1 pseudogene is annotated in these 24,111 nt (G+C 74.3%); it reads left to right on the top strand.

Going from position 1 to position 24,111, the window contains the following annotated elements:
* Positions 1-59: 59 nt before the first annotated feature.
* A pseudogene (locus OG556_RS37560) lies at positions 60-24,111 on the top strand (non-ribosomal peptide synthase/polyketide synthase).

Below are 24,111 nucleotides of genomic sequence, written 5' to 3'. Positions count from 1 at the left end.
CCGCGGTCGGCGCGCCCCGGCGCGCCCTCACGCCTGCCCACATTCCCGGAGGTACCCCCATGTCCCGTCGCGACGGCGACACCCTTCCCCTGACAGCGGCCCAGCGTGAGATCTGGCTGGCCGAACAACGGGCCCGCACGGCGATCCCCGGTTACCGCATCGGCGACTACCTGGAGATCCAGGGGCCGGTCGACCCGGAGCTGTTCGCGACCGCGCTGCGCCACGTCGTCGACGAGGTCGACGCCCTGCACGTGGGTTTCGTCGACGGTGCCGAGGGCCCGCACCAGGTCGTCCGCGCGCACACGCGATGGGAGCCCGCACGGGTCGACGTCAGCGCGGAGGCAGAGCCGCTCGCGGCGGCCCGGGAGTGGATGGAGCGGGACCGGCTCCGGCCGCTGGACCTCGCCCACGACCCGCTCTTCCGCTACGCGCTGATCACGCTGGCACCGGACCGGTCCGTCTTCTACCAGAGCTACCACCACCTGGTGATGGACGGGTTCGGGTACTCCGCCGTGGGCCGGCGGGTGGCCCAGGCGTACGCGGCGCTCGCGGAGGGGAGGCCGGTGCCGCCGTCCCCGTTCGGCTCACTGGGTGACCTGGTCGCCTGCGACGAGGCCTACCGCGACTCGGAGCAGTACCTCGCCGACCGCGCCTACTGGACCGGACGGTTCGCCGACCGGCCGGCGCCGACCCGGCTGTCGGAGCGCCGGCCGGGCAGCCCCTCCGCGCGGTTGCGGCGCACCTCGCCGGCCGGACCGCAGCGCCCCGGGGCACTGCGTGACGCGGCCGAGCGCCTGGGGGTCCGCTGGTCCCGCGTCGTGCTGGCGGCGACGGCGCTGTACGTGCACCGGCTCACCGGGGCCCGGGACGTACTGCTCGGCCTCCCCGTCACCGGCCGGGCGGGCGACCCGGTGCTGGCGGCGACGCCCGGCGCGGTGTCGAACCTCGTGCCACTGCGTCTGTCGGTGCGGCCGGACCTGCCGTGGTCGGAACTGGTCGAGCAGGTGGACCGGGAAGTCGCCGCCGCGCTGGCGCACCAGCGGTACCGCAGCGAGGACCTGCTCCGGGACCTCGGGCAGGCCGACACGATCGAGACGGCGTTCCCACTGGTCGTCAACATCATGTCCTTCTACTCCGAACCGACCTTCGCCGGGCAGCCCGCCACGGTGTACGCGCCCCTGGGTACCTCCGCCGACGACGTGGCGGTCTGGGCCGTGGGCGGGCGTGACGAGTACGCCCCGAGGATCGAGCTCGGAGCCTGCGCGGAGGTGTGCGCGGAGAGTGAACTCCTCGGCCACCAACGGCGTTTGCTCGCCCTGCTGGACACCGTCGCTGACTGTGACCCGGACGAGGTGCTGGGCCGTATCGGTCTGGTCGGGGCCGAGGAGCAGCGTGAGCTGCTGGCCCTGGGCGCTGGTCCGAGGGTCGGGGTTTCGGCCGAGACCCTGCCGGAGTTGTTCCGGGCGCATGTGCGGGCGATGCCGGATGTGGTGGCGTTGGTGTGTGGGGATGTTTCGCTGACTTATGCGGAGTTGGACGGGCGGGCGAATCGGCTGGCGCACGCTCTGGTTGCGCGGGGTGCGGGGCCGGAGCGGCTGGTGGCGGTGGCGTTGCCGCGCTCGGCTGAGTTGGTGGTGGCGATTCTCGCGGTGCTCAAGTCCGGGGCGGCCTGTGTGCCGGTCGATCCCGAGTATCCGGCGGCGCGGATCGCGTTGCTGCTGGATGACGCGCGCCCGGCCCTGGTGGTGACCGACACGGTCAGTGGGGGTCGGTTGCCGGGGGAGGGTTCGGTCGGTCGGCTGGTTGTCGATGATCCGGTGACGGCCGGGCTGGTGGCGGGTCTGTCGGGGGCTGATCCGATGGTGGTGGTCGATCCGGGTCATCCGGCGTATGTGGTCTACACGTCCGGTTCCACTGGCAGGCCCAAGGGTGTGGCGCCGACCCATGGTGGTCTGCTCAACCTGCTCGCGGACCTGCGGGAGGTCCGCTTCGCGCCGGCGACGGGCGGGCGGCGGTTGCGGGTGGCGTTGACGACGTCGGTGTCGTTCGATGCGTCGTGGAACCAGTTGCTGGCCCTGTTCGCGGGTCATGAGTTGCATGTCCTGGACTACGGGACGTGGACCGATCCTGAGGCGTTCGTCGGTTACGCGGCGCGTCACGGGTTGGACTATGTCGAGGCGACGCCGTCCTATCTGGAGGTTCTGGTCGCGCATGGGCTTCTGGGTGGCGGGGGGTGGCGTCCGGCGCTGGTGGCGTCCGGTGGGGAGGCTGTTCCGGAGGGGTTGTGGGGGGAGTTGCGGGCGGCGGACGGGGTGTCCTGCCTCAATCTGTACGGGCCGTCGGAGTGCACCGTCAATCCGGTGGTGGCCTCGGTGGGGTCGAGTGCGTTGCCGGTGATCGGCCGGCCGGCCGGCAACGTCCGGTTGTATGTGCTGGACGGGGCTCTGCGGCCGTTGCCGGCGGGTGTGTCGGGTGAGTTGTACATCGCGGGGCCTGGTCTGGCGCGTGGGTACCTGAACCGGCCGGGGCTGACCGCGGGGCGGTTTGTGGCGGACCCGTTCGGTCCGGGTGGATCGCGGATGTACCGCACGGGGGACCTGGTGCGGTGGGGCGCGGACGGGAACCTGGAGTTCCTCGGGCGTACGGACGACCAGGTCAAGGTGCGCGGTTTCCGGGTGGAGCTCGGCGAAGTCGAGGCCGTCCTCGCCGAGCACCCGCAGGTCGCCCGGGCCGCGGCCATGGTGCGCACCGAGGACGAACCCCGACTGGTCGCCTACGTCGTCCCGACCGCCGGGGCGCAGGTCGAGCCGGACGGGCTCCGGGCCCACCTGCGCGAACGGCTGCCGGAGCACCTGGTGCCCGGCGCGTTCGTCCTGCTGGACGGGCTCCCGCTGACGCCCAACGGCAAGCTCGACCGCCAGGCGCTCCCGGCCCCCGGCCCGGCGCCGGTCACCGCCGGACGGGCCCCGCGCAGCGCGGCCGAGCAGGTGCTCGCCGGCCTCTTCGCCGACGTCCTCGGCGTGTCCGGGGTCGGGGCGGACGACAGCTTCTTCGACCTCGGCGGGCACTCCCTGCTCGCCACCCGGCTGATCGCCCGGGCCCGCTCGGTGCTCGGCGTGGAACTGGCCCTGGCCGACCTGTTCGACGCGCCGACGGTGGCGGGCCTGGCGGCGACCGTGGACCGGGCCGGCCGGGCGAGGCCCGCGCTGTCACGACGCGAGCGGCCCGACACGGTGCCGCTGTCCTTCGCCCAGCGCCGGCTGTGGTTCCTGCACAGCATGGAGGGGCCCGGCGCCACCTACAACGTGCCGCTGGCCCTGCGCCTGTCCGGGCACCTCGACCAGCAGGCCCTGGAAGCCGCGCTGGCCGACGTCGTCGAGCGGCACGAGAGCCTGCGCACCGTCTTCCCGCTGGTCGACGGCGAGCCGTGCCAGCGCGTGCTGGACCCCGACACCGCCCGGCCCCGGCTGCGCGTCACCGCGGTCACCGCGGGCGACCTGCCGCAGCGGCTGGCGGAGGCGGCCCGGCACGGCTTCGACCTGGCGGCCCAACCCCCGCTGCGCACCGAGCTGTTCGAGCTGGGCGCGGACGAGCACGCCCTGCTGCTGGTCGTGCACCACATCGCGGGCGACGGCTGGTCGATGGGCCCGCTGGCGCGCGACCTGACCGCCGCGTACGCCGCACGGGCGACGGGCGGGAAGCCCGAGTGGGCCCAACTGCCCGTCCAGTACGCCGACTACACCCTGTGGCAGCGGGAGCTGCTCGGCGCGGAGAACGACCCGGACAGCCTCCAGAGCCGGCAGCTCGCCGCCTGGTCGCAGCGGCTCGCGGGGCTGCCGGAACAGACCGAGCTGCCCTTCGACCGGCCCCGGCCGGCCGCGATGTCCTTCCGGGGAGCGCAACTGCCGGTCCGGCTCGACGCCGACCTGCACCAGGGCCTGCGCGAGCTCGCCCGGGGCGGCGGCGCAAGCCTGTTCATGGTGCTCCAGGCCGGGCTGGCCGCCCTGCTCGGCAAGCTGGGCGCCGGCACCGACGTCCCGATCGGCACCCCGATCGCCGGGCGCACCGACGAGGCCGTGGACGAGCTGGTCGGCTTCTTCGTCAACACGCTGGTGCTGCGCACCGACCTGACCGGCGACCCGACCTTCACCGAACTGCTGGGCCGGGTCCGGGCCGGCGCGCTGGCCGCGTACGCCCACCAGGACCTGCCGTTCGAGCACCTGGTGGAGGCGGTGAACCCGACCAGGTCGCTCGCCCACCACCCGCTCTTCCAGACCATGCTCGCCCTGCAGAACGCGCCCACGGGCACCTTCGACCTGCCGGGGCTGCGGGTGACGACCGATCTGGTGCACACCGGAACGGCCAAGTGCGACCTGACCTTCATCCTGACCGAACGGCCCGGCGAGGACGGCCTGTCGGGCGTGCTGGAGTACAGCACCGACCTGTTCGACGCGGCCACCGCGGCGGACCTCGTCGACCGGTGGCTGCGCCTGCTGCGGGCCGTGGCCGCCGACCCGGGCCGCCGGATCGGCCGGATCGACGTGCTGTCGCCGGACGAGCTGTGCGAACTGCTGCCGTCCGTGGCGGGTGCCGAGGACGACACTCCGCAGAGCACCATCACCGCGCTCGTCGAGGAGCGGGTGCGGGCCGACCCGGCGGCGGTCGCGGTGGTGTGCGGCGAGGTCGCGCTGACGTACGGCGAGCTGAACGCCCGGGCCAACCGGCTCGCGCACGCGCTGATCGAGCGGGGTGTGGGGCCGGAGCAGCTCGTCGCCCTGGCGCTGCCGCGCTCGGCGGAGCTGGTGGTCGCGGTCCTGGCCGTCCTCAAGGCCGGCGCCGCGTACCTGCCGGTGGACCCGCAGTACCCGGCGGCCCGGATCTCCTACCTGCTCCAGGACGCCCGCCCCGCAATGATGCTGACGACGCGTCAGGTCGGCGACCTGCCCGGCGCGGAGTCCGTGGACCGGCTCCAGCTGGACACCGCCGACCTGGACGGCCTGCCGGACACGGACCCCGCGCTTGATGTCGACCCGGGTCACCCGGCGTACGTCATCTACACCTCGGGCTCCACCGGGAAGCCCAAGGGCGTGGTGGTCCCGCACCGCAACGTGGTGCGCCTGTTCGGCACCACGCGGGCGCTGTTCGACTTCACCGCCGAGGACGTCTGGACGCTCTTCCACTCCTACGCCTTCGACTTCTCGGTGTGGGAGCTGTGGGGCCCGCTGCTGCACGGCGGCCGGCTGGTGGTCGTGGACTACGAGACCAGCCGCTCGCCCGGCCGGTTCCTCGAACTCCTCGCCCGCGAGCGGGTGACGGTGCTCAACCAGACGCCGTCCGCCTTCTACCAGCTGATGCAGGCCGACGCCGAGCACCCGCATGAACTCGCCCTGCGGACGGTGGTGTTCGGCGGCGAGGCCCTGGAGCCCGCCCGCCTGGCGCCCTGGTACGAACGGCACCCGGACGACGCGCCGCGGCTGGTCAACATGTACGGCATCACCGAGACCACCGTGCACGTCACCTACGCCGCGCTCGACCGCTCGGCCGCGACCGCGGGGGCGGCCAGCGTGGTCGGCGCCGCCATCCCCGACCTGCGCGCCTACGTGCTGGACCCCCACCTGCGGCCGGTGGCCCCGGGCGTGCCCGGCGAGCTGTACGTCGCCGGCCCGGGCCTGGCGCGCGGCTACCTGAACCGGCCGGGCCTGACCGCCGGGCGCTTCGTCGCCGACCCGTACGGGCCGGCGGGTAGCCGGATGTACCGCAGCGGCGACGTGGTGCGCCGGACTGCGGAAGGCAGCCTGAGCTTCGTCGGCCGGGCCGACCAGCAGGTGAAGGTACGCGGCTTCCGGATCGAGCTCGGCGAGATCGAGGCGGCGCTGGCCGCGCACCCCGGCGTGGCCCAGGCCGCCGTCCTCGCCCGGCAGGACCGAGCCGACGACACCCGCCTGGTCGGGTACCTGGTGCCGGCCGCCGACGCGGCCCCGCGCTCGGCCGAGCTGCGCGCCTACCTGCGCGAGCGGCTGCCGGAGTACATGGTGCCCTCGGCGTTCGTCGAGCTGGACGCGCTGCCGCTGACCACCAACGGGAAACTGGACCGCCGGGCGCTGCCCGCACCGGAACTCGTCTCGACGGGAGCGGGAGCCGGGCGCGCACCGCGCACCCCGCAGGAGCAGATCCTCTGCGAGCTGTTCGCCGAGGTCCTCGGGGTGGCCGAGGCCGGCGTCGAGGACAGCTTCTTCGACCTCGGCGGGCACTCGCTGCTCGCCACCCGGCTGGCCGCCCGGGTCCGCGCGACCCTCGGGGTCGAGCTGGAACTGCGCACCCTGTTCGAGGCGCCGACCCCGGCCGCGCTGGCCGCCGCCCTCGCCGGTGCCCGCCGCGCCCAGCTGGCCCTGGCGCCCTACCCGCGCCCGGAGCGGACCCCGCTGTCGTTCGCCCAGCGCCGGCTGTGGTTCCTGCACCAGCTGGAGGGCGCCAGCGCCAACTACAACATCCCGCTGGCCTGGCGGCTGACCGGACCGCTCGACCGCGAGGCGCTCACCGCAGCGCTGGCGGACGTGGTGGCCCGGCACGAGAGCCTGCGCACGCTCTTCCCGTCGGTGGACGGCGTGCCGTACCAGCAGGTGCTGGACGTCGTGGCGGCCCGCCCCCGGCTGCACCTGCGCCGCACCACCGAAGCGGAGCTGGACGCCGTCCTGGCCACAGCGCTGGCCTGCCAGTTCGACCTGAGCACGGACCTGCCGCTGCACACCGAACTGTTCGAACTGGCGCCGGACGAGCACGTCCTGCTGCTGGTGGTCCACCACATCGCGGGCGACGGCTGGTCGCTCGGCCCGCTGGCGCAGAACCTGACCGCCGCCTACGCGGCGCGCCGCCGGGGCGAGGAGCCGTCCTGGGAGGCGCTGGCCGTCCAGTACGCCGACTACACGCTGTGGCAGCACGAGCTGCTGGGCGACGCCGCCGACCGGGACAGCCTGTTCGCCCGGCAGGCGGACTACTGGACCGGGCAACTGGCCGGCCTGCCGGAGCAGGTCGAGCTGCCCACCGACCGGCCCCGCCCCGCGATGGCCTCGCACCGGGGCGACTTCGTGCGCAGCGGGCTGGACGCGCAGCTGCACCAGGGCCTGCGCGAGCTGGCCCGCGCGCACGGCACCAGCCTCTTCATGGTGCTCCAGGCGGGGCTCTCGGCCCTGCTGACCAAGCTGGGTGCGGGCGAGGACATCCCGGTCGGCAGTCTGATCGCGGGCCGGACGGACCAGGCGCTGGACGAGTTGGTCGGGTTCTTCGTGAACACGCTGGTGCTGCGCACCGACACGAGCGGGGATCCGACCTTCGCCGAGCTGCTGGGCCGGGTCCGGGACACCTCGCTGGCCGCGTACGCCCACCAGGAGCTGCCGTTCGAGTACCTGGTCGAGGCCCTCAACCCGGCCCGGTCGCTGTCCCACCACCCGCTGTTCCAGGTCATGCTGGTGCTCCAGAACGCCCCGAGGGCCGACTTCGCGCCGCCCGGGCTGGAGATCGGCGAGGTCAAACTGACCACGACCACCTCCAAGCTCGACCTGATCTTCTCGATGTCCGAGCGGCACTCCGAGGACGGCGCCCCCGAGGGGATCGACGGATTCGTCGAGTACGCCTGCGACCTGTACGACCGGGCGACCGTCGAGACGGTGATCGCGCGGTGGGTGTGCCTGCTCACGGCGGCGGTCGCCGACCCGACGGCTCAGCCGGCTCGACCTGCTCTCCGCCGAGGAGCGGCGCGCACTGCTGCCGGCGGGGCCGGTCCCCGCGGCGACGGCCCAGACCACCGGGCTGCCCGCGCTGTTCGAGGCCCAGGCGCGGGAGCGGCCGGACGCGGTCGCCGTGGTGTGCGGCGAGACCGCGCTGACGTACGGCGAGCTGAACGCCCGCGCCAACCGGCTCGCCCACGCGCTGATCGGCCGGGGTGTGGGGCCGGAGCAACTGGTGGCGCTGGCCCTGCCGCGCTCGGCCGAGCTGGTGGTGGCCGTCCTCGCCGTCCTCAAGACCGGCGCCGCGTACCTCCCGGTCGACCCGGACTACCCGGCCGCCCGGATCGCCCACCTGCTCGACGACGCCCGGCCCGCGCTGCTCCTGACGGACCGCCGCAGCGGCGACCTGCCGGGCGCGGACGGGGTCGACCGGCTCGTGCTGGACACCGCCGACCTGGACGGCCTGCCGGACACGGACCCCGCGGTCGCCGTCGCACCCGACAGCGCCGCCTACGTCATCTACACCTCCGGCTCCACCGGGAAGCCCAAGGGCGTGGTGGTCCCGCACCGCAACGTGGTGCGGCTGTTCGACGCCACCCGGCACTGGTTCGACTTCTCCGCCGAGGACGTCTGGACGCTCTTCCACTCCTACGCCTTCGACTTCTCGGTGTGGGAGATCTGGGGCCCGCTGCTGCACGGCGGCCGACTGGTCGTGGTGCCGTTCGACGTCACCCGCGCACCGGAGCGGTTCCTGGAGCTCCTCGCCCGCGAGCGGGTGACGGTGCTCAACCAGACGCCGTCCGCCTTCTACCAGCTGATGCAGGCCGACGCCGAGCACCCGCGTGAACTCGCCCTGCGCACGGTGGTGTTCGGCGGCGAGGCCCTGGAACCCGCCCGCCTGGCGGCCTGGTTCGAGCGCCACCCGGCCGGTGCGCCGCGGCTGGTCAACATGTACGGCATCACCGAGACCACCGTGCACGTCACCTACACGGAACTGGACGGCACCCACACCGCCGGCCCGGCGAGCGTCATCGGCACCGCGATCCCCGACCTGCGCGCCCACGTGCTCGACGCCTATCTCCAGCCGGTGCCCCCCGGGGTCGTCGGCGAGCTGTACGTGGCCGGTGCCGGTCTGGCGCGCGGGTACCTGAACCGGCCGGGCCTGACCGCCGGGCGCTTCGTCGCCGACCCGTACGGGCCGGTGGGCAGCCGGATGTACCGCAGCGGCGACCTCGTGCGCCGACGCGCCGACGGCGCGCTGGAGTACGCGGGCCGGGCGGACGACCAGGTGAAGGTGCGCGGCTTCCGGATCGAGCTCGGCGAGATCGAGGCGGCCCTGGCCCAGCACCCGCGGATCCGCCAGGTCGCGGTGATCGCCCGGCAGGACCGCGCCGACGACACCCGGCTGGTCGCCTACCTGGTGCCCGTGGCCGGGGCTGCCGTCGGGCCGGACGAGCTCCGCGCCCACCTGCGCGAGCGGCTGCCGGACCACATGGTGCCGGCCGCGTACGTCGCCCTCGACGCCCTGCCGCTGACCGGCAACGGCAAGCTCGACCGGCGCGCCCTGCCCGAGCCCGACACCACCGGCGCCCCGGCCGGCCGGGCTCCGCACACCCCGCAGGAACACGTCCTCGCCGGACTGTTCGCGGAGGTGCTGGGGGTGTCACAGGTCGGCGCCGACGACGACTTCTTCGCCCTCGGCGGGCACTCCCTGCTCGCCACCCGGCTGGTGGCCCGCGTGCGCGCGACCCTGGGCGTGGAGCTGGAGCTGCGCAGCCTGTTCGAGACCCCGACGGTGGCAGGCCTGGCCGCCGGCCTGGGCGGAGCCGACCGGGCACGGCTCGCCCTCGGCCGCGCGGAGCGGCCCGACCGCGTACCGCTGTCGTACGCGCAGCGGCGGCTGTGGTTCGTCGACCAGCTGGAGGGCGCCGGCGCGATGTACCACATCCCGCTGGCCTGGCGCCTGACCGGCGACCTGGACCAGGACGCGCTGCGGGCGGCGCTCGGGGACGTCGTCGCCCGCCACGAGAGCCTGCGCACGGCCTTCCCCCAGATCGACGGCGTGCCGTACCAGCAGGTCCTGGACGCCGAGACGGCCCGGCCGCACCTGTCCGTCACCCGGACCGACGAGGCGGGCCTGCCCCGGGCCCTGACCGAGGCCGTGGGCCGCGGATTCGACCTGGCGGCCGAAGCGCCCGTGCGCGCCGAACTGTTCCGGCTGGCGGCGGACGCGTACGTGCTGCTGGTGGTGATCCACCACATCGCGGGCGACGCCTGGTCGCTGGGCCTGGTGTCCGCCGACCTGTCCACCGCGTACGCGGCGCGGCTGCGCGGCGAGGAACCGGCCTGGGCGGACCTGCCGGTGCAGTACGCCGACTACACCCTGTGGCACGACCGGCTGCTCGGGGACCGCGCCGATCCGGAGAGCCTGTTCGCCCGCCAGGCGGACTACTGGACCGCGCAGCTGGCCGGCCTGCCGGAGCAGATCCGGCTGCCCGCCGACCGGCCCCGCCCCACGGCCGTCTCCAGCCGCGGCGGACACCTCGCCGTCGAGCTGGACGCCGAACTGCACGAGGCGCTGGTCCGCCTGGGCCGCGAGCGCGGCGCGAGCGTGTTCATGGTGCTCCAGGCGGGCTTCTCCGCCCTGCTCAGCAAGCTGGGCGCGGGCGAGGACATCCCGGTCGGGAGCCTGATCGCGGGCCGGACGGACCAGGCGTTGGACGAGCTGGTCGGGTTCTTCGTGAACACGCTGGTGCTGCGCACCGACACGAGCGGGGACCCGACCTTCGCCGAGCTGCTGGGCCGGGTCCGGGACACCTCGCTGGCCGCGTACGCCCACCAGGAGCTGCCGTTCGACCACCTGGTCGAGGCCCTCAACCCGGTCCGGTCGTCGGCCCGTCAGCCGCTGTTCCAGGTGCTGCTCGCGCTGCAGAACGCGCCGCGCTCCGCCTTCGAGCTGCCCGGCCTGGCCACCGAGCTCGTGCTGTTGCAGTCGCCCACCGCGATGTTCGACCTCTCCTTCCACCTGCTGGAGCGCGGCGGCACCGGCGGGGCGCCGGAGGGCATCATCGGCCACGTCGAGTACGCCACCGACCTGTTCGACCGGGCCACGGTGGAGGCCCTGCTCGCCCGCTGGCTGCGGCTGCTCGCGGCGGCGGCGGCCGAGCCGGACCGGCCGCTGAGCCGGATCGACGTCCTCACCGCCGAGGAACGGCACGAACTGCTGGCCGGGCGCAACGACACCGGGTGCCCGTACCCCGGCACCGGCCCGGCCGCGCTGTTCGAGGCGCAGGTCAGGGCCACCCCGGAGGCCGAGGCGGTGGTGTTCGAGGACACCGTGCTCATCTACCGGGAACTGAACGCCCGCGCCAACCGGCTGGCCCACGCGCTCATCGGGCGCGGGGTGGGGCCGGAGCAGACCGTCGCCCTGTGCCTGCCGCGCTCGGCGGAGCTGGTGGTGGCCGTCCTTGCGGTGCTCAAGACCGGCGCCGCGTACCTGCCGGTCGACCCGGAGTACCCGGCCAGCCGGATCGCGTACATGCTGGAGGACGCGCGCCCGACCGTCGTGCTCGACGACCTCGCGGCCGTCGACGCGCCCGGGACGTACCCGGACACCGACCCGCTGGTCGCACCGGACGCCCGGCACCCGGCGTACGTCATCTACACGTCCGGCTCGACCGGCCGGCCCAAGGGCGTGGTGATGCCCTCCGGCGCCCTGACGAACCTGCTGCACTGGCACCACCGCGCCGTCGGCGGCGGGACGGGCACGCACACCGCGCAGTTCACCGCGCTCAGCTTCGACGTCTCGGTGCAGGAGGTGCTCTCCGCGCTGCTGTTCGGCAAGACCCTGGTGGTGCCGATCGACGAGCAGCGCCGCAGTGCCGAACTCCTGGTCCGATGGTTGGAGCACCACCGGGTGGCGGAGCTCTTCGCCCCCAACCTGGTGATCGAGGCACTGGCGGAGGCGGCCGAGGAGCACGGCCGCGACCTGCCGGACCTGCGGCTGATCGCGCAGGCCGGCGAGGCGATGCGCCTCGGCGGCGGACTGCGGCGCCTCCAGGCCCGCGGGCCCGGCCGGGTGCTGCACAACCACTACGGCCCGGCCGAGACCCACGTGATCACCGCCTTCCCGCTGCCGGCCGACCCCGCCGACTGCCCGCTGCCGGTGCCGATCGGCCGTCCGATCGCCAACTGCCAGGTGTACGTGCTGGATTCGGCGCTTCGACCGGTCGCCCCCGGCGTCACCGGCGAGCTGTACCTGGCCGGGGCCGGGCTGGCCCGCGGCTACCTCAACCGGCCGTCCCTGACGGCCGGGCGTTTCGTCGCCTGCCCGTTCGAGGCGGGCGGCCGGATGTACCGCACCGGCGACCTGGTGCGCTGGCGCGCATGGGGGTCCCCCCGGCCGGAGGCTGGGGGAGGAGAGCTGGAGTTCGCCGGCCGGGCGGACCACCAGGTGAAGGTGCGCGGCTTCCGCGTCGAGCCCGGCGAGATCGAGGCGGAACTGGCCGCCCACCCCGGCGTGGCCCAGGTCGCGGTGCTCGCCCGCGAGGACCGGCCGGGCGACACCAGGATCGTCGCCTACGTCGTGCCCTCGGCCGAGACCGGGACCACGGCGCCGGTGCTGGCGTCGTACCTGCGTGAGCGGGTGCCGGACTACCTGGTGCCGTCGGTGTTCGTGGTGTTGGCGGCGCTGCCGTTGACGCCGAACGGGAAGCTGGACCGGGCGGCGCTGCCCGCGCCGGAGGCGGGCGCCGTCGGCGGTGGCCGGGCGGCGCGGACGCCGCAGGAGCAGATCCTGTGCGAGCTGTTCGCGGAGGTGTTGGGCCGGGGACAGGTCGGTGTCGACGACGACTTCTTCGACCTGGGCGGGCACTCGCTGCTGGCCACCCGACTGGTCTCGCGGGTCCGGGCGACCCTCGGGGTCGAGCTGGAGCTGCGCCGCCTGTTCCGGACGCCGACACCGGCCGGGCTCGCGGTCGGGCTGCACGACGCCGCCACCGCGCGGCAGGCGCTGGTGCCCCGGCCGCGCCCAGAACCGCTGCCGCTGTCCTTCGCCCAGCGCCGCCTGTGGTTCCTGCACCAGTTCGGGGCGCCCAGCGCGACCTACCACATGCCGTTGGCGCTGCGGCTGACCGGCGACCTCGACCGGGAGGCGCTGGGAGCGGCGCTGACGGACGTGGTGGCGCGGCACGAGAGCCTGCGCACGGTGTTCCCGCACACCGAGGGCGTCCCGCGCCAGCGCGTGCTGAGCGCTGCGGAGGCGACGATCCGGATCCCGGTGCGCCGGGCCGACGAGTCGGAGCTGCCGGGGCTGCTGAGCGAGGCGGCGGTGCGCGCCTTCGACCTGACGGCGGACCTGCCCGTCCGGGCGCAGCTGTTCGCGCTCGCCCCGGACGAGCACGTCCTGCTGGTCGTCCTGCACCACATCGCCGGCGACGGCTGGTCGATGAGCCCGCTCTCCCGCGACCTCGCGACCGCGTACACCGCCCGCCGGCGCGGCGACGCCCCGGGCTGGGCGCCGCTGCCGGTGAGCTACGCGGACTACACCGTGTGGCAGCACGAGATCCTCGGCGAGGAGTCCGACGCGGACAGCGCGTTCGCCCGCCAGGTCGGCTACTGGAGCCAGGCGCTCGCCGGGCTTCCCGAGCAGCTCGCGCTGCCCGTCGACCGGCCCCGGCCGGCGGTCATGACCTACGGCGGCGACCTGCTGGACATCCGGCTGACCCCCGAACTGCACGCGGGGCTGGCCGAGTTGGCCCGGCGGTCGGGGAGCAGTCTGTTCATGGTGCTCCAGGCGGGCCTGGCGGCGCTGTACACGCGGCTGGGGGCGGGGACGGACATCCCCATCGGGAGTCCGATCGCGGGCCGGACGGACGAGGCGCTGGACGAGCTGGTCGGGTTCTTCGTCAACGCGCTGGTGCTGCGGACGGACACGAGTGGTGATCCGAGCTTCCGCGAACTGCTGGGCCGGGTGCGGGAGACGGCGCTGTCGGCGTACGCGCACCAGGATGTGCCGTTCGAGCACCTGGTGGAGGCGCTGAACCCGGCGCGGTCGATGTCGCTCCACCCGCTCTTCCAGACCGTACTGGCCCTGCAGAACGCGCCGATGGGCGACTTCGAGCTGCCCGGGCTGACGGTCTCCGGGGTGCCGGTGCCGACCGGGACCTCGCGGGTCGACCTGACCTTCGGCCTCGTGGAGAACCGCGGGCCCGACGGCACGCCGGCCGGGCTGACCGGGGCGGTCGAGTACAGCACCGACCTCTTCGACCGTTCGACGGTCGAGGCCCTGGTCGCCCGGTGGGCCCGGCTGCTGGCGGCGGTCGCCGCCGATCCGGACCGGCCGCTCGGTGCGATCGACCTGCTGTCCGCCGAGGAACGCCGCGAGCTGCTGCCCGCCGTCGAGCCACGGGCGGCCGGGGTGAGCCTGCCGGAGGCGTTCGCGGCGCAGGTGGCGGCGACGCCGGACGCGCAGGCCCTGGTGTCCGGCGGTGTCGAGCTGACGTACCGCGAGCTGAACTCCCGGGCGAACCGGTTCGCGCATGCGCTGATCGCGCGTGGGGTCGGTCCGGAGCAGGTCGTGGCGGTGGCGCTGCCGCGTTCTGTGGAGTCGGTGGTGGCCGTCCTGGGCGTGCTGAAGGCCGGTGCCGCGTATCTGCCGGTGGACCCGTCGTACCCGGCGTCGCGGATCGCGTACATGCTGGAGGACGCCTGCCCGGTGCTGGTGATCGACGATCCGGCGCTGGTGGCCAAGGCCTCCGAGGCAACCGCGGTGTCTGCGGTGTCCGCCTGGCCGGACACGGATCCGGTGGTCGCGCTCGACGTCCGGCAGCCGGCGTACGTGATCTACACGTCGGGTTCGACCGGTCGTCCCAAGGGTGTGGTGGTGAGTCACAGTGGGGTGTCGGGCTTGGTGGCGGCGCAGGTCGAGCGGCTCGGCGTGGCGCCGGGCAGCCGGGTGCTGCAGTTCGCCTCGCCCAGTTTCGACGCGTCGTTCTGGGACCTGTGCAGCGCGCTGCTGACCGGTGCCGCCCTCGTGCTGGCCCCCGCCGAGGCCCCGCTGGAGGCCCTGACGGACCGCCGGCTCGGCGTGACCCATGTGACGCTGCCGCCCTCGGCCCTGGCGGCGCTGGACGGCGCCGATGTCACGGCCGGCACCCTGGTGGTGGCGGGTGAGGCGTGCCCGTCGGAGCTGGTGGCGCGGTGGGCGCCGGGGCGGCGGATGGTCAACGCGTACGGGCCGACGGAGACGACGGTGTGCGCGACGATGAGTGCCCCGCTGGCGGCGGGCTCCGGCGTGCCGCCGATCGGCCGTGCGGTCGCGGGCTTCCGGGTGTACGTGCTGGACGAGCGGCTCCGCCTGGTGCCGCCGGGCGTGGCGGGGGAGCTGTACGTCGCGGGGCCGGGTCTGGCGCGCGGGTACCTGAACCGGCCCGGGCTCACCGCCGGGCGGTTCCTCGCCTGCCCGTTCGGCGCGGCGGGCGAGAGGATGTACCGGACCGGGGACGTGGCGCGGCGCCGGGCCGACGGAGAGTTGGAGTACGTCGGCCGCGCCGACCAGCAGGTGAAGGTGCGCGGCTTCCGGGTCGAACTCGGCGAAGTCGAGGCCGTCCTGACCGCGCACCCCGCCGTCGCCCAAGCCGCCGTCCTCGCCGACGGCGACCGGCTCGTCGGCTACGTGGCCCCGCGCTCCGGCGCCGACGCCCGCCCGGCGACACTGGCGTCATACCTGCGCGAGCGGCTGCCGGACTACCTGGTGCCGTCGGTGTTCGTGGTGTTGGCGGCGCTGCCGTTGACGCCGAACGGGAAGTTGGACCGGGCGGCGCTGCCGGCGCCGGAGGCGGGCGCCGTCGGCGGTGGCCGGGCGGCGCGGACGCCGCAGGAGCAGATCCTGTGCGAGCTGTTCGCCGAGGTGCTGGGCCGGGACCAGGTCGGGGTCGAGGACGACTTCTTCGACCTGGGCGGGCACTCGCTGCTGGCCACCCGGCTGGTCTCCCGGATCCGTTCGGCCCTGGGGGCCGAGGTCGGGCTGCGCGCGCTCTTCGAGGCGCCGACGGTGGCCGGCCTGACGGCACGGCTCACCGAAGCCGACCGGGCCCGGCCCGCACTGGCGCCGTACGAGCGGCCGCAGACGGTACCGCTGTCGTTCGCGCAGCGCCGCCTGTGGTTCCTGCACCGGATGGACGGAGCCGCCGCGGCCTACCACATCCCGCTGGCGCTGCGACTGACCGGAGCGCTGGACCGGGAGGCACTGGAGGACGCGCTGGCCGGGGTCGTGGCCCGGCACGAGAGCCTGCGGACGGTCTTCCCGGAACTCGACGCCGTGCCGTGCCAGCGGATCCTCGACCCGGCTGCGGCCCGGCCCCGGGTGCGGGTGACCGAGGCCGCGGAGGACGAGCTGCCGCAACGGCTCGCCCACGCGGCGCGGCTCCCGTTCGACCTCGCGGCGGAACCGCCGCTGCGCGCCGAACTGTTCGCGGTCGCGCCGGACGAGCACGTGCTGCTGCTGGTCATGCACCACATCGCCGGTGACGGCTGGTCGACCGGCCCGCTGGCCCGTGACCTGGCCGAGGCGTATGCTGCCCGCTGCCAGGGCCGTGCGGCGGACCGCGACGCCCTGCCGGTGCAGTACGCCGACTACACGCTCTGGCAGCGCGAGCTGCTCGGCGACCCGGAGGATCCGGACAGCCGGTTCGCCGGACAACTCCGCTACTGGGCCGAACAGTTGGACAGCCTCCCGGAGCGGATCCCGCTGCCCGCCGACCGGCCCCGGCCGGCCGTCGCCGGCTACCGGGGAGCCACCTTCGGCCTTGAGCTGACCCCCGAACTGCACGCGGGGCTGGCCGAGTTGGCCCGGCGGTCCGGGAGCAGTCTGTTCATGGTGCTCCAGGCGGCGTTGGCGGCGTTGTACACGCGGCTGGGTGCGGGGACGGACATTCCGATCGGGAGTCCGATCGCGGGTCGTACCGACGAGGCGCTGGACGACCTGGTCGGGTTCTTCGTGAACACGCTGGTGCTGCGGACCGACACGAGCGGCGACCCGAGCTTCGGTGAGCTGCTGGAGCGGGTGCGGGAGACCGCGCTCGCCGCCTACGCGCACGAGGATGTGCCGTTCGAGCACCTGGTGGAGGTGCTGAACCCGTCCCGCTCGCTCGCGCACCACCCGCTGTTCCAGACGATCCTCGCGGTGCAGAACGTGCCGATGGGTGAGTTCGCGCTGCCCGGCCTCCAGGTGTCCGCCTTCGCCGTGCCGACCGGGACGGCCAAGTTCGACCTCGGCTTCAACCTGAGCGAGCGGTTCGGCCCCGATGGAAGCCCGGACGGGATCGTCGGCGTGGTCGAGTACGCCACCGATCTGTTCGACCGCTCGACGGTCGAGGCCCTGGTGCGGCGCTGGACGCTCCTGCTGGAGGCGGTCGCCGCCGATCCGGACCGGTTGATCGGGGGGATCGACCTCCTCGACTCCGACGAGCGGCACCGGTTGCTGGAGCGGGGCAACGCGACTACCCGCGAGGTGGGCGCCGTTCCGGTGCCGCAGGCGTTCGCGGCGCAGGTGGCGGCGACGCCGGACGCGCTCGCGTTGGTGTGCGGCGGTGTTGAGCTGACGTATCGTCAACTGAACGACCGGGCGAATCGGTTCGCGCATGCGCTGATCGCGCGTGGGGTCGGTCCGGAGCAGTTGGTGGCGGTGGCGTTGCCGCGCTCGGTGGAGTCGGTGGTGGCCGTCCTGGGCGTGCTGAAGGCGGGTGCTGCGTATCTGCCGGTGGACCCGTCGTACCCGGCGTCGCGGATCGCGTACATGCTGGAGGATGCCTGCCCGGCGCTGGTGGTCGATGATCCGGCGCTGGTCGCCGAGACATGTGAGGCGTCTGCCTGGCCGGACACCGATCCGGAGGTGGCCCTCGACGTCCGGCACCCGGCGTACGTGATCTACACGTCGGGTTCGACCGGTCGTCCCAAGGGTGTCGCGGTCGCGCACGGCGGTGTGGCGAGTCTGGTCGCGGCGCAGATCGAGCGGTTCGCGATCGATGCCGGCAGTCGGGTGCTGCAGTTCGCCTCGCCCAGTTTCGACGCCTCGGTGTCGGAGATCTTCACGGCGTTGCTGTGCGGTGCGGCGTTGGTGCTGCCGCCGGCGGCGGAGCCGGTGGCCGCGCTGACGGATCCGGGGCTCGCGGTGACCCATGTGACGGTGCCTCCGTCGGTTCTGGCGGCTTTGCCGGAGGGCGCGGTGAGGGTGTCGACGTTGGTGGTGGCGGGGGAGGCGTGTCCGTCGGAGTTGGTGGCGCGGTGGGCGCCGGGTCGGCGGATGGTGAACGCGTACGGTCCGACGGAGACGACGGTGTGCGCGACGATGAGCGACCCCCTCGTCGCCGGTTCGGGTGTGCCGCCGATCGGTCGGCCGATCGCCAACGCGCGGGTGTATGTGCTGGACGAGCGGTTGCGGCCGGTGCCGCCCGGTGTGCCGGGGGAGTTGTACGTCGCCGGCGCTGGCTTGGCGCGCGGGTATCTGAACCGGCCGGGCTTGACGGCGGGTCGCTTTGTTGCCTGCCCGTTCGGCGCGGCGGGCGGTGACCGGATGTATCGCACCGGCGACGTGGTCCGGTGGCTGGGCGACGGGCAGTTGGAGTACGTCGGCCGGGCCGACGAGCAGGTGAAGGTGCGTGGCTTCCGGGTCGAGCCGGGTGAGATCGAGACGGTGTTGGCCGAGCACCCCGCCGTCGCCCGGGCCGCCGTCCTCGCCCGGGACGACCGCCTCATCGGCTACGTCGTCCCCCGCCAGGACGAGGCCCGCGACAGCGGTCTGGAAGCCGACCACGTCGGCGAGTGGCAGGACATCTACGACGCCCTGCCCATCACCCCCGAGGAGAGCGCTTTCGGCCAGAACTTCGTCGGCTGGAACAGCAGTTACGACGCCAGCCCGATCCCCGTCGAGCAGATGCGGGAATGGCGCGACGCCACCGTGGCCCGCATCCTGGCCCTGCGCCCCCGCCGGGTACTGGAGGTCGGCGTCGGCACCGGACTGCTCCTCTCGCAGGTCGCACCGCACTGCGAGACGTACTGGGCGACCGACTTCTCCGCCACCGCGATCGACGCACTCACCACCCAGGTCACCCGACAGGAGCACCTGGCCGACCGCGTCGTCCTGCACACCCGACCCGCGCACGACACCGACGGCCTGCCCGCCGGGCACTTCGACACCATCGTGATCAACTCGGTCGTGCAGTACTTCCCGTCCGCCGACTACCTCACCGACGTGATCGACAAGCTGATGGGGCTGCTCGCCCCCGGCGGCGCACTCTTCCTCGGCGACATCCGCAACCTGCGGCTCCTGCGCCCGCTGGCCACCGCCGTCCAACTCCACCGGGCCGCCGACGGCGCCGACCTCACCTCGGTGCGCCGCGCGGTGGAACAGTCCCTCCGGACGGAGAAAGAGCTTCTGGTCGACCCGGACTTCTTCACCGTCCTTCGGGAGCACGGCACGGATATCGGCGCGGTGGCCGTGGAGGTCAAGCGCGGCCGCCACCACAACGAGCTGACCCGCTACCGCTACGACGTCACCCTTCGCAAGCGGCCCGCCGCCCCGGCGCAGGGCGACGAGCCGGTCGAGCTCCGCTGGGGCCGGGACGTGGCCGCCCTGCCGGAGCTGTCCGAGCTCCTCGGGCGGCACGACGGCCGCCCGGTCCGGATCACCGGGGCACCCAACCGCCGCGTGGTCCAGGAGGCGGCCCTGGCCCGGGCCGTGCAGGAGGAGGACATCCCGCTCGGGCCGCTGCTGGACCGGCTGCACGCGCCGCAGGAAGACGCGGCGCCCGATCCCGAGGACTTCCACACCCTCGGGGACACGCTCGGCCGCCAGGTGTCCGTCACCTGGTCGGCCACCGGCCCGGACGCCCTGGACGTGCTCTTCAGCGCCGCACTCAGCGACGTATCCGACGACGCGCCCGACGGCACACCCAACGCCGCCCCGGTCGAGGCGTACCGTCCCACCCGGGGCGCGGGCGCGGCGCTGTCCGCGCTCACCAACCGCCCGGCCGGAAAGCGCGGCGCCCCGGCCCTCGCCGCCGAACTCCGGAGCTGGCTGGGCGCCCGGCTGCCCGACTACCTGGTGCCGTCGGTGTTCGTCGTGCTGGACGCGCTGCCGCTGACCGCCAACGGCAAGCTCGACCGCCGCGCCCTGCCCGCCCCCGACCTGGGGACGGCCGCCGGCGGCCGGGAGCCGCGCACCCCGCAGGAGCAGCTGCTCGCCGGGCTCTTCGCCGACGTGCTCGGCCTGCCCCGGGTCGGCGTCGAGGACAGCTTCTTCGACCTCGGCGGCCACTCGCTGCTGGCGACCCGCCTGGCCTCCCGGGTCCGGGCGGTCCTCGGCGCCGAACTGGAGATCCGGACGCTGTTCGAGCACCCGACCGTGGCCGCGCTGTCGGGCCGCCTCGACGGGTCCGTCACCGAGCGGCCCGCGCTGACCGCCCGTCCGCGCCCCGAGCAGCTCCCGCTGTCCTTCGCCCAGCGCCGCCTGTGGTTCCTGCACCGCATGGACGGGCCGAGCGCCACCTACAACATGCCGCTCGCGCTCAGCCTGACCGGCGACCTCGACCGGGAGGCGCTGGCGGCAGCGCTGGCGGACGTGGTCGCCCGGCACGAGAGCCTGCGCACCGTCCTGCGGGAGACGGACGGGATGCCCCACCAGCAGGTGCTGGGCACGGACGAGGCGCACCCGCCGCTGCCGGTGGTCGAGCTCGACGAGAGCAGGCTCGCCGAACGGCTCGCCGAGGCGGCCCGGCGCGGCTTCGACCTGGCCGCCGAGCCGCCGGTCCGGGCGGAGCTCTACGCGCTCGCCCCCGGGCGGCACGTCCTGCTGGTCGTGGTGCACCACATCGCCGCCGACGGCTGGTCGATGGGCCCGCTCTCCCGGGACCTGGCCACCGCCTACGCGGCCCGCTGCCAGGGCGGGGCACCGCAGTGGTCCCCGCTGCCGGTGCAGTACGCCGACTACACCCTGTGGCAGCGCGACCTGCTCGGCGAGGCCGCCGACCGGGGCAGCCTGTTCGCCCGGCAACTCGACTACTGGAAGCAGGAGTTGGCGGGCCTGCCGGACCAGGTGCGGCTGCCCGCGGACCGGCCCCGGCCGGCCGAGGCCTCCCAGCGCGGCGGCCGGATCGAGGTCCGGTTCGACGCGGACCTGCACCAGGACCTGCGGGATCTGGCCACCGCGCACGGCGCCAGCATGTTCATGGTGCTCCAGGCCGGCCTGGCCGCCCTGCTCACCCGGCTCGGCGCCGGCACCGACATCCCGATCGGCAGCCCCATCGCCGGGCGCACCGACCAGGCGCTGGACGACCTCGTCGGGTTCTTCGTCAACACCCTGGTGCTGCGCACCGACACCGGCGGCGACCCGGGCTTCGCCGAACTCGTCGGCCGGGTGCGGCAGAAGGCGCTGGCCGCCTACGCCCACCAGGACGTGCCGTTCGAGTACCTGGTCGAGGCCGTCAACCCCACCCGCTCGCTGGCGCACCACCCGCTGTTCCAGGTCATGCTCGGCCTGCAGAACGCCCCGGCCGGGGAGTTCGCCCTGCCGGGCCTGGAGACCGCCCACCTGGAGGCCCCCACCGGCACCGCCCGCGTCGACCTGACCGTCAGCCTGGCCGAGCAGTACGGCCCGGACGGCAGCCCGGCGGGTGTGCTCGGCGCGGTCGAGTACGCGACCGACCTGTTCGACCCGGCCACCGTGGAGCTGCTGTTCGCCCGCTGGGTGCGGCTGCTGCGCGCGGCCGCCGCCGAGCCGGACCAGCCGATCGGCCGGCTCGACCTGCTGTCCGGCGAGGAACGCCGCGAACTGCTGGTCGAGTTCAACCGGACCGACGCCGAACTGCCCGAGGCCGCCCTGCCGGAGCTGTTCGCCCGCCGGGTGCGGGCCACGCCGGACGCGGTCGCGGTCGTCGCGGACGGCGCCGAACTGACCTACCGCGAGCTCGACGGGCGGGCCAACCGCCTGGCCCGGGCCCTGATCGGCCAGGGCGTGCGGGCGGAGACCCCGGTCGCGGTGCTGCTGGAGCGCTCGGCGGACGTCGTCGTCGCGGTCCTGGCGATCGTCAAGGCCGGCGGCGCGTACGTTCCGCTCGATCCGCGGTTCCCGTCCTCCCGGATCGACCTGATCCTCCGGGAGACCGGCGCGGCCCTGGTGCTCACCGAGGACGTGCTGACCGCGCTGAGCCAGGTCGAGACCGACGACTCCGATCCGCAGGTCCTGTGCGATCCCGGGCAGTTGGCGTACGTGATGTACACCTCCGGTTCGACGGGACGGCCGAAGGGCATCGGGGTGACCCACCGGGACGTCGCGAGCCTGGCGTTGGACCCGTGCTGGGCGAACGGCAGTCACCGGCGCGTCCTGATGCACTCCCCGACCGCCTTCGACGCCTCGACCTACGAGATGTGGACGCCGCTGCTCGGTGGCGGCCGGGTCGTCGTCGCGCCGGCCGGCCAGCTGGAGGTCGGCACGCTGGCGCGGACCATCAGCCGGCACGGCGTCACGGGGCTGTTCCTGACGGTCGGGCTGTTCCACCTGGTGGCCGAGCAGCAGCCGGACTGCTTCACGGGGGTGCGCGAGGTGTGGACGGGCGGCGACGTGGTCTCCCCGGCCGCGGTCGCCAGGGTGATGGCGGCGTGCCCGGGGACCGCTGTGGTCCACGTCTACGGGCCGACCGAGACCACCACCTTCGCGATGTCCCAAGCCCTGGGCACACCGCCCGACCTCGCCCGCGTCCTTCCGCTCGGCCGGCCGATGGCGAACATGCGGGTCTACGTGCTCGACGCGGGGCTGCGGCCGGTGCCGCCGGGCGTGGCCGGCGAGCTGTACCTCGCCGGGGCGGGCGTGGCCCGGGGCTACCCGGCCCGGCCCGGCCTGACCGCGGAACGGTTCGTCGCGAACCCGTACGGGCCCGGAGGGCAGCGGATGTACCGTACGGGTGACCTGGTCCGGTGGCAGGCCGACGGCACCCTGGAGTTCGTCGGCCGCGCCGACGAGCAGGTCAAGCTGCGCGGGTTCCGGATCGAGCCCGGCGAGGTCGAGGCCCTCCTCGCCGCCTGCCCGGGGGTGGCCCAGGCGGCCGTCGTCGCCCGCGAGGACCGGCCGGGCGACAAGCGCCTGGTCGCCTACCTGGTGCCCGCCCCCGAGGGCGCGCCCGCGCCGGACGGCCTCGCCCGCCTGCTCGGCCGCGAACTGCCCGAGTACATGGTGCCGTCGGCCTTCGTCACCCTCGACGCGCTGCCGCTGACCGCCAACGGCAAGCTCGACCGGGCCGCGCTGCCCGCACCCGAGTCCGAGGCGACGGGCGCGGGCCGCGGGCCGCGCACCCCGCAGGAGCAGCTGCTGTGCGCCCTGTTCGCCGAGATCCTCGGCCGGGAGCAGGTCCACCTCGACGACAGCTTCTTCGACCTCGGTGGGCACTCGCTGCTGGCCGCCCGCCTGGTCTCGCGCATCCGCGAGACGCTGGGCGTCCCGGTGGGCCTGCGCACCCTGTTCGAGGCCCCCACCGTGGCCGGTCTGACCAGCCGGCTGGCCATGGACGACGCCGAGGACTCCTTCGACGTGGTGCTGCCGCTGCGGTCCACCGGGACCCTCCCGCCGCTGTTCTGCATCCACCCCGGCGGCGGCATCAGCTGGTCCTACTCCGGTCTGCTGAACCACATCGGCCCGGAGTACCCGGTGTACGCGATCCAGGCGCGCGGTCTCGCGCACGCCGAGACCCTGCCGACCTCGTACGAGGAGATGGCGGCCGACTACGCCGACCAGATCCGCAAGGTCCAGGCCGACGGCCCCTACCGGCTGCTCGGCTGGTCCGCCGGCGGGCTGATCGCCCACGCGATCGCCTGCGAGCTCCAGGCCCGCGGCGAGCGCACCGAGCTGCTGGCGACCCTCGACGCCTACCCGGTCAAGGACGTGGTGCTCGACGACTCCGCCGTGCCCAGCGAGCGGGACGTGCTCGTCGGCATCCTCGACTGCGACCCCGCCGAACTGGGCGAGGGGCCGCTGTCCTACGCCGAGGTCGCCGAGATCCTCCGCCGCCGGGGCAGCGCCCTGGCGCACCTGGACGAGCGGCGCATCGAGGCCGTCGTCCGGATCATGATCAACAACGCCGAGCTGGCGGTCGCCCACGCCCCCGGCCGGTTCGAGGGGGACCTGCTGCTGTTCAACTCCACGATCGACCGCACCGAGGACTCGGCCGGCGCCGGCACCTGGCGCCCGTACGTCACCGGCCGGATCGACTCGCACGACATCACCACCCGCCACGACCGGATGACCCAGCCGGGCTCGCTGGCCCAGATCGGACCGATCGTGGCCGCCCGCCTCGCCGAGGTCACCGGCGACACCGCCCTTTCCCACCAGGAGGACTGA

This window comes from Kitasatospora sp. NBC_01300, from assembly GCF_041435235.1.
Lineage (GTDB): Bacteria > Actinomycetota > Actinomycetes > Streptomycetales > Streptomycetaceae > Kitasatospora.
Note: the sequence above shows the minus strand (reverse complement) of the source record. Positions and strands in the feature narration are given on the sequence as shown.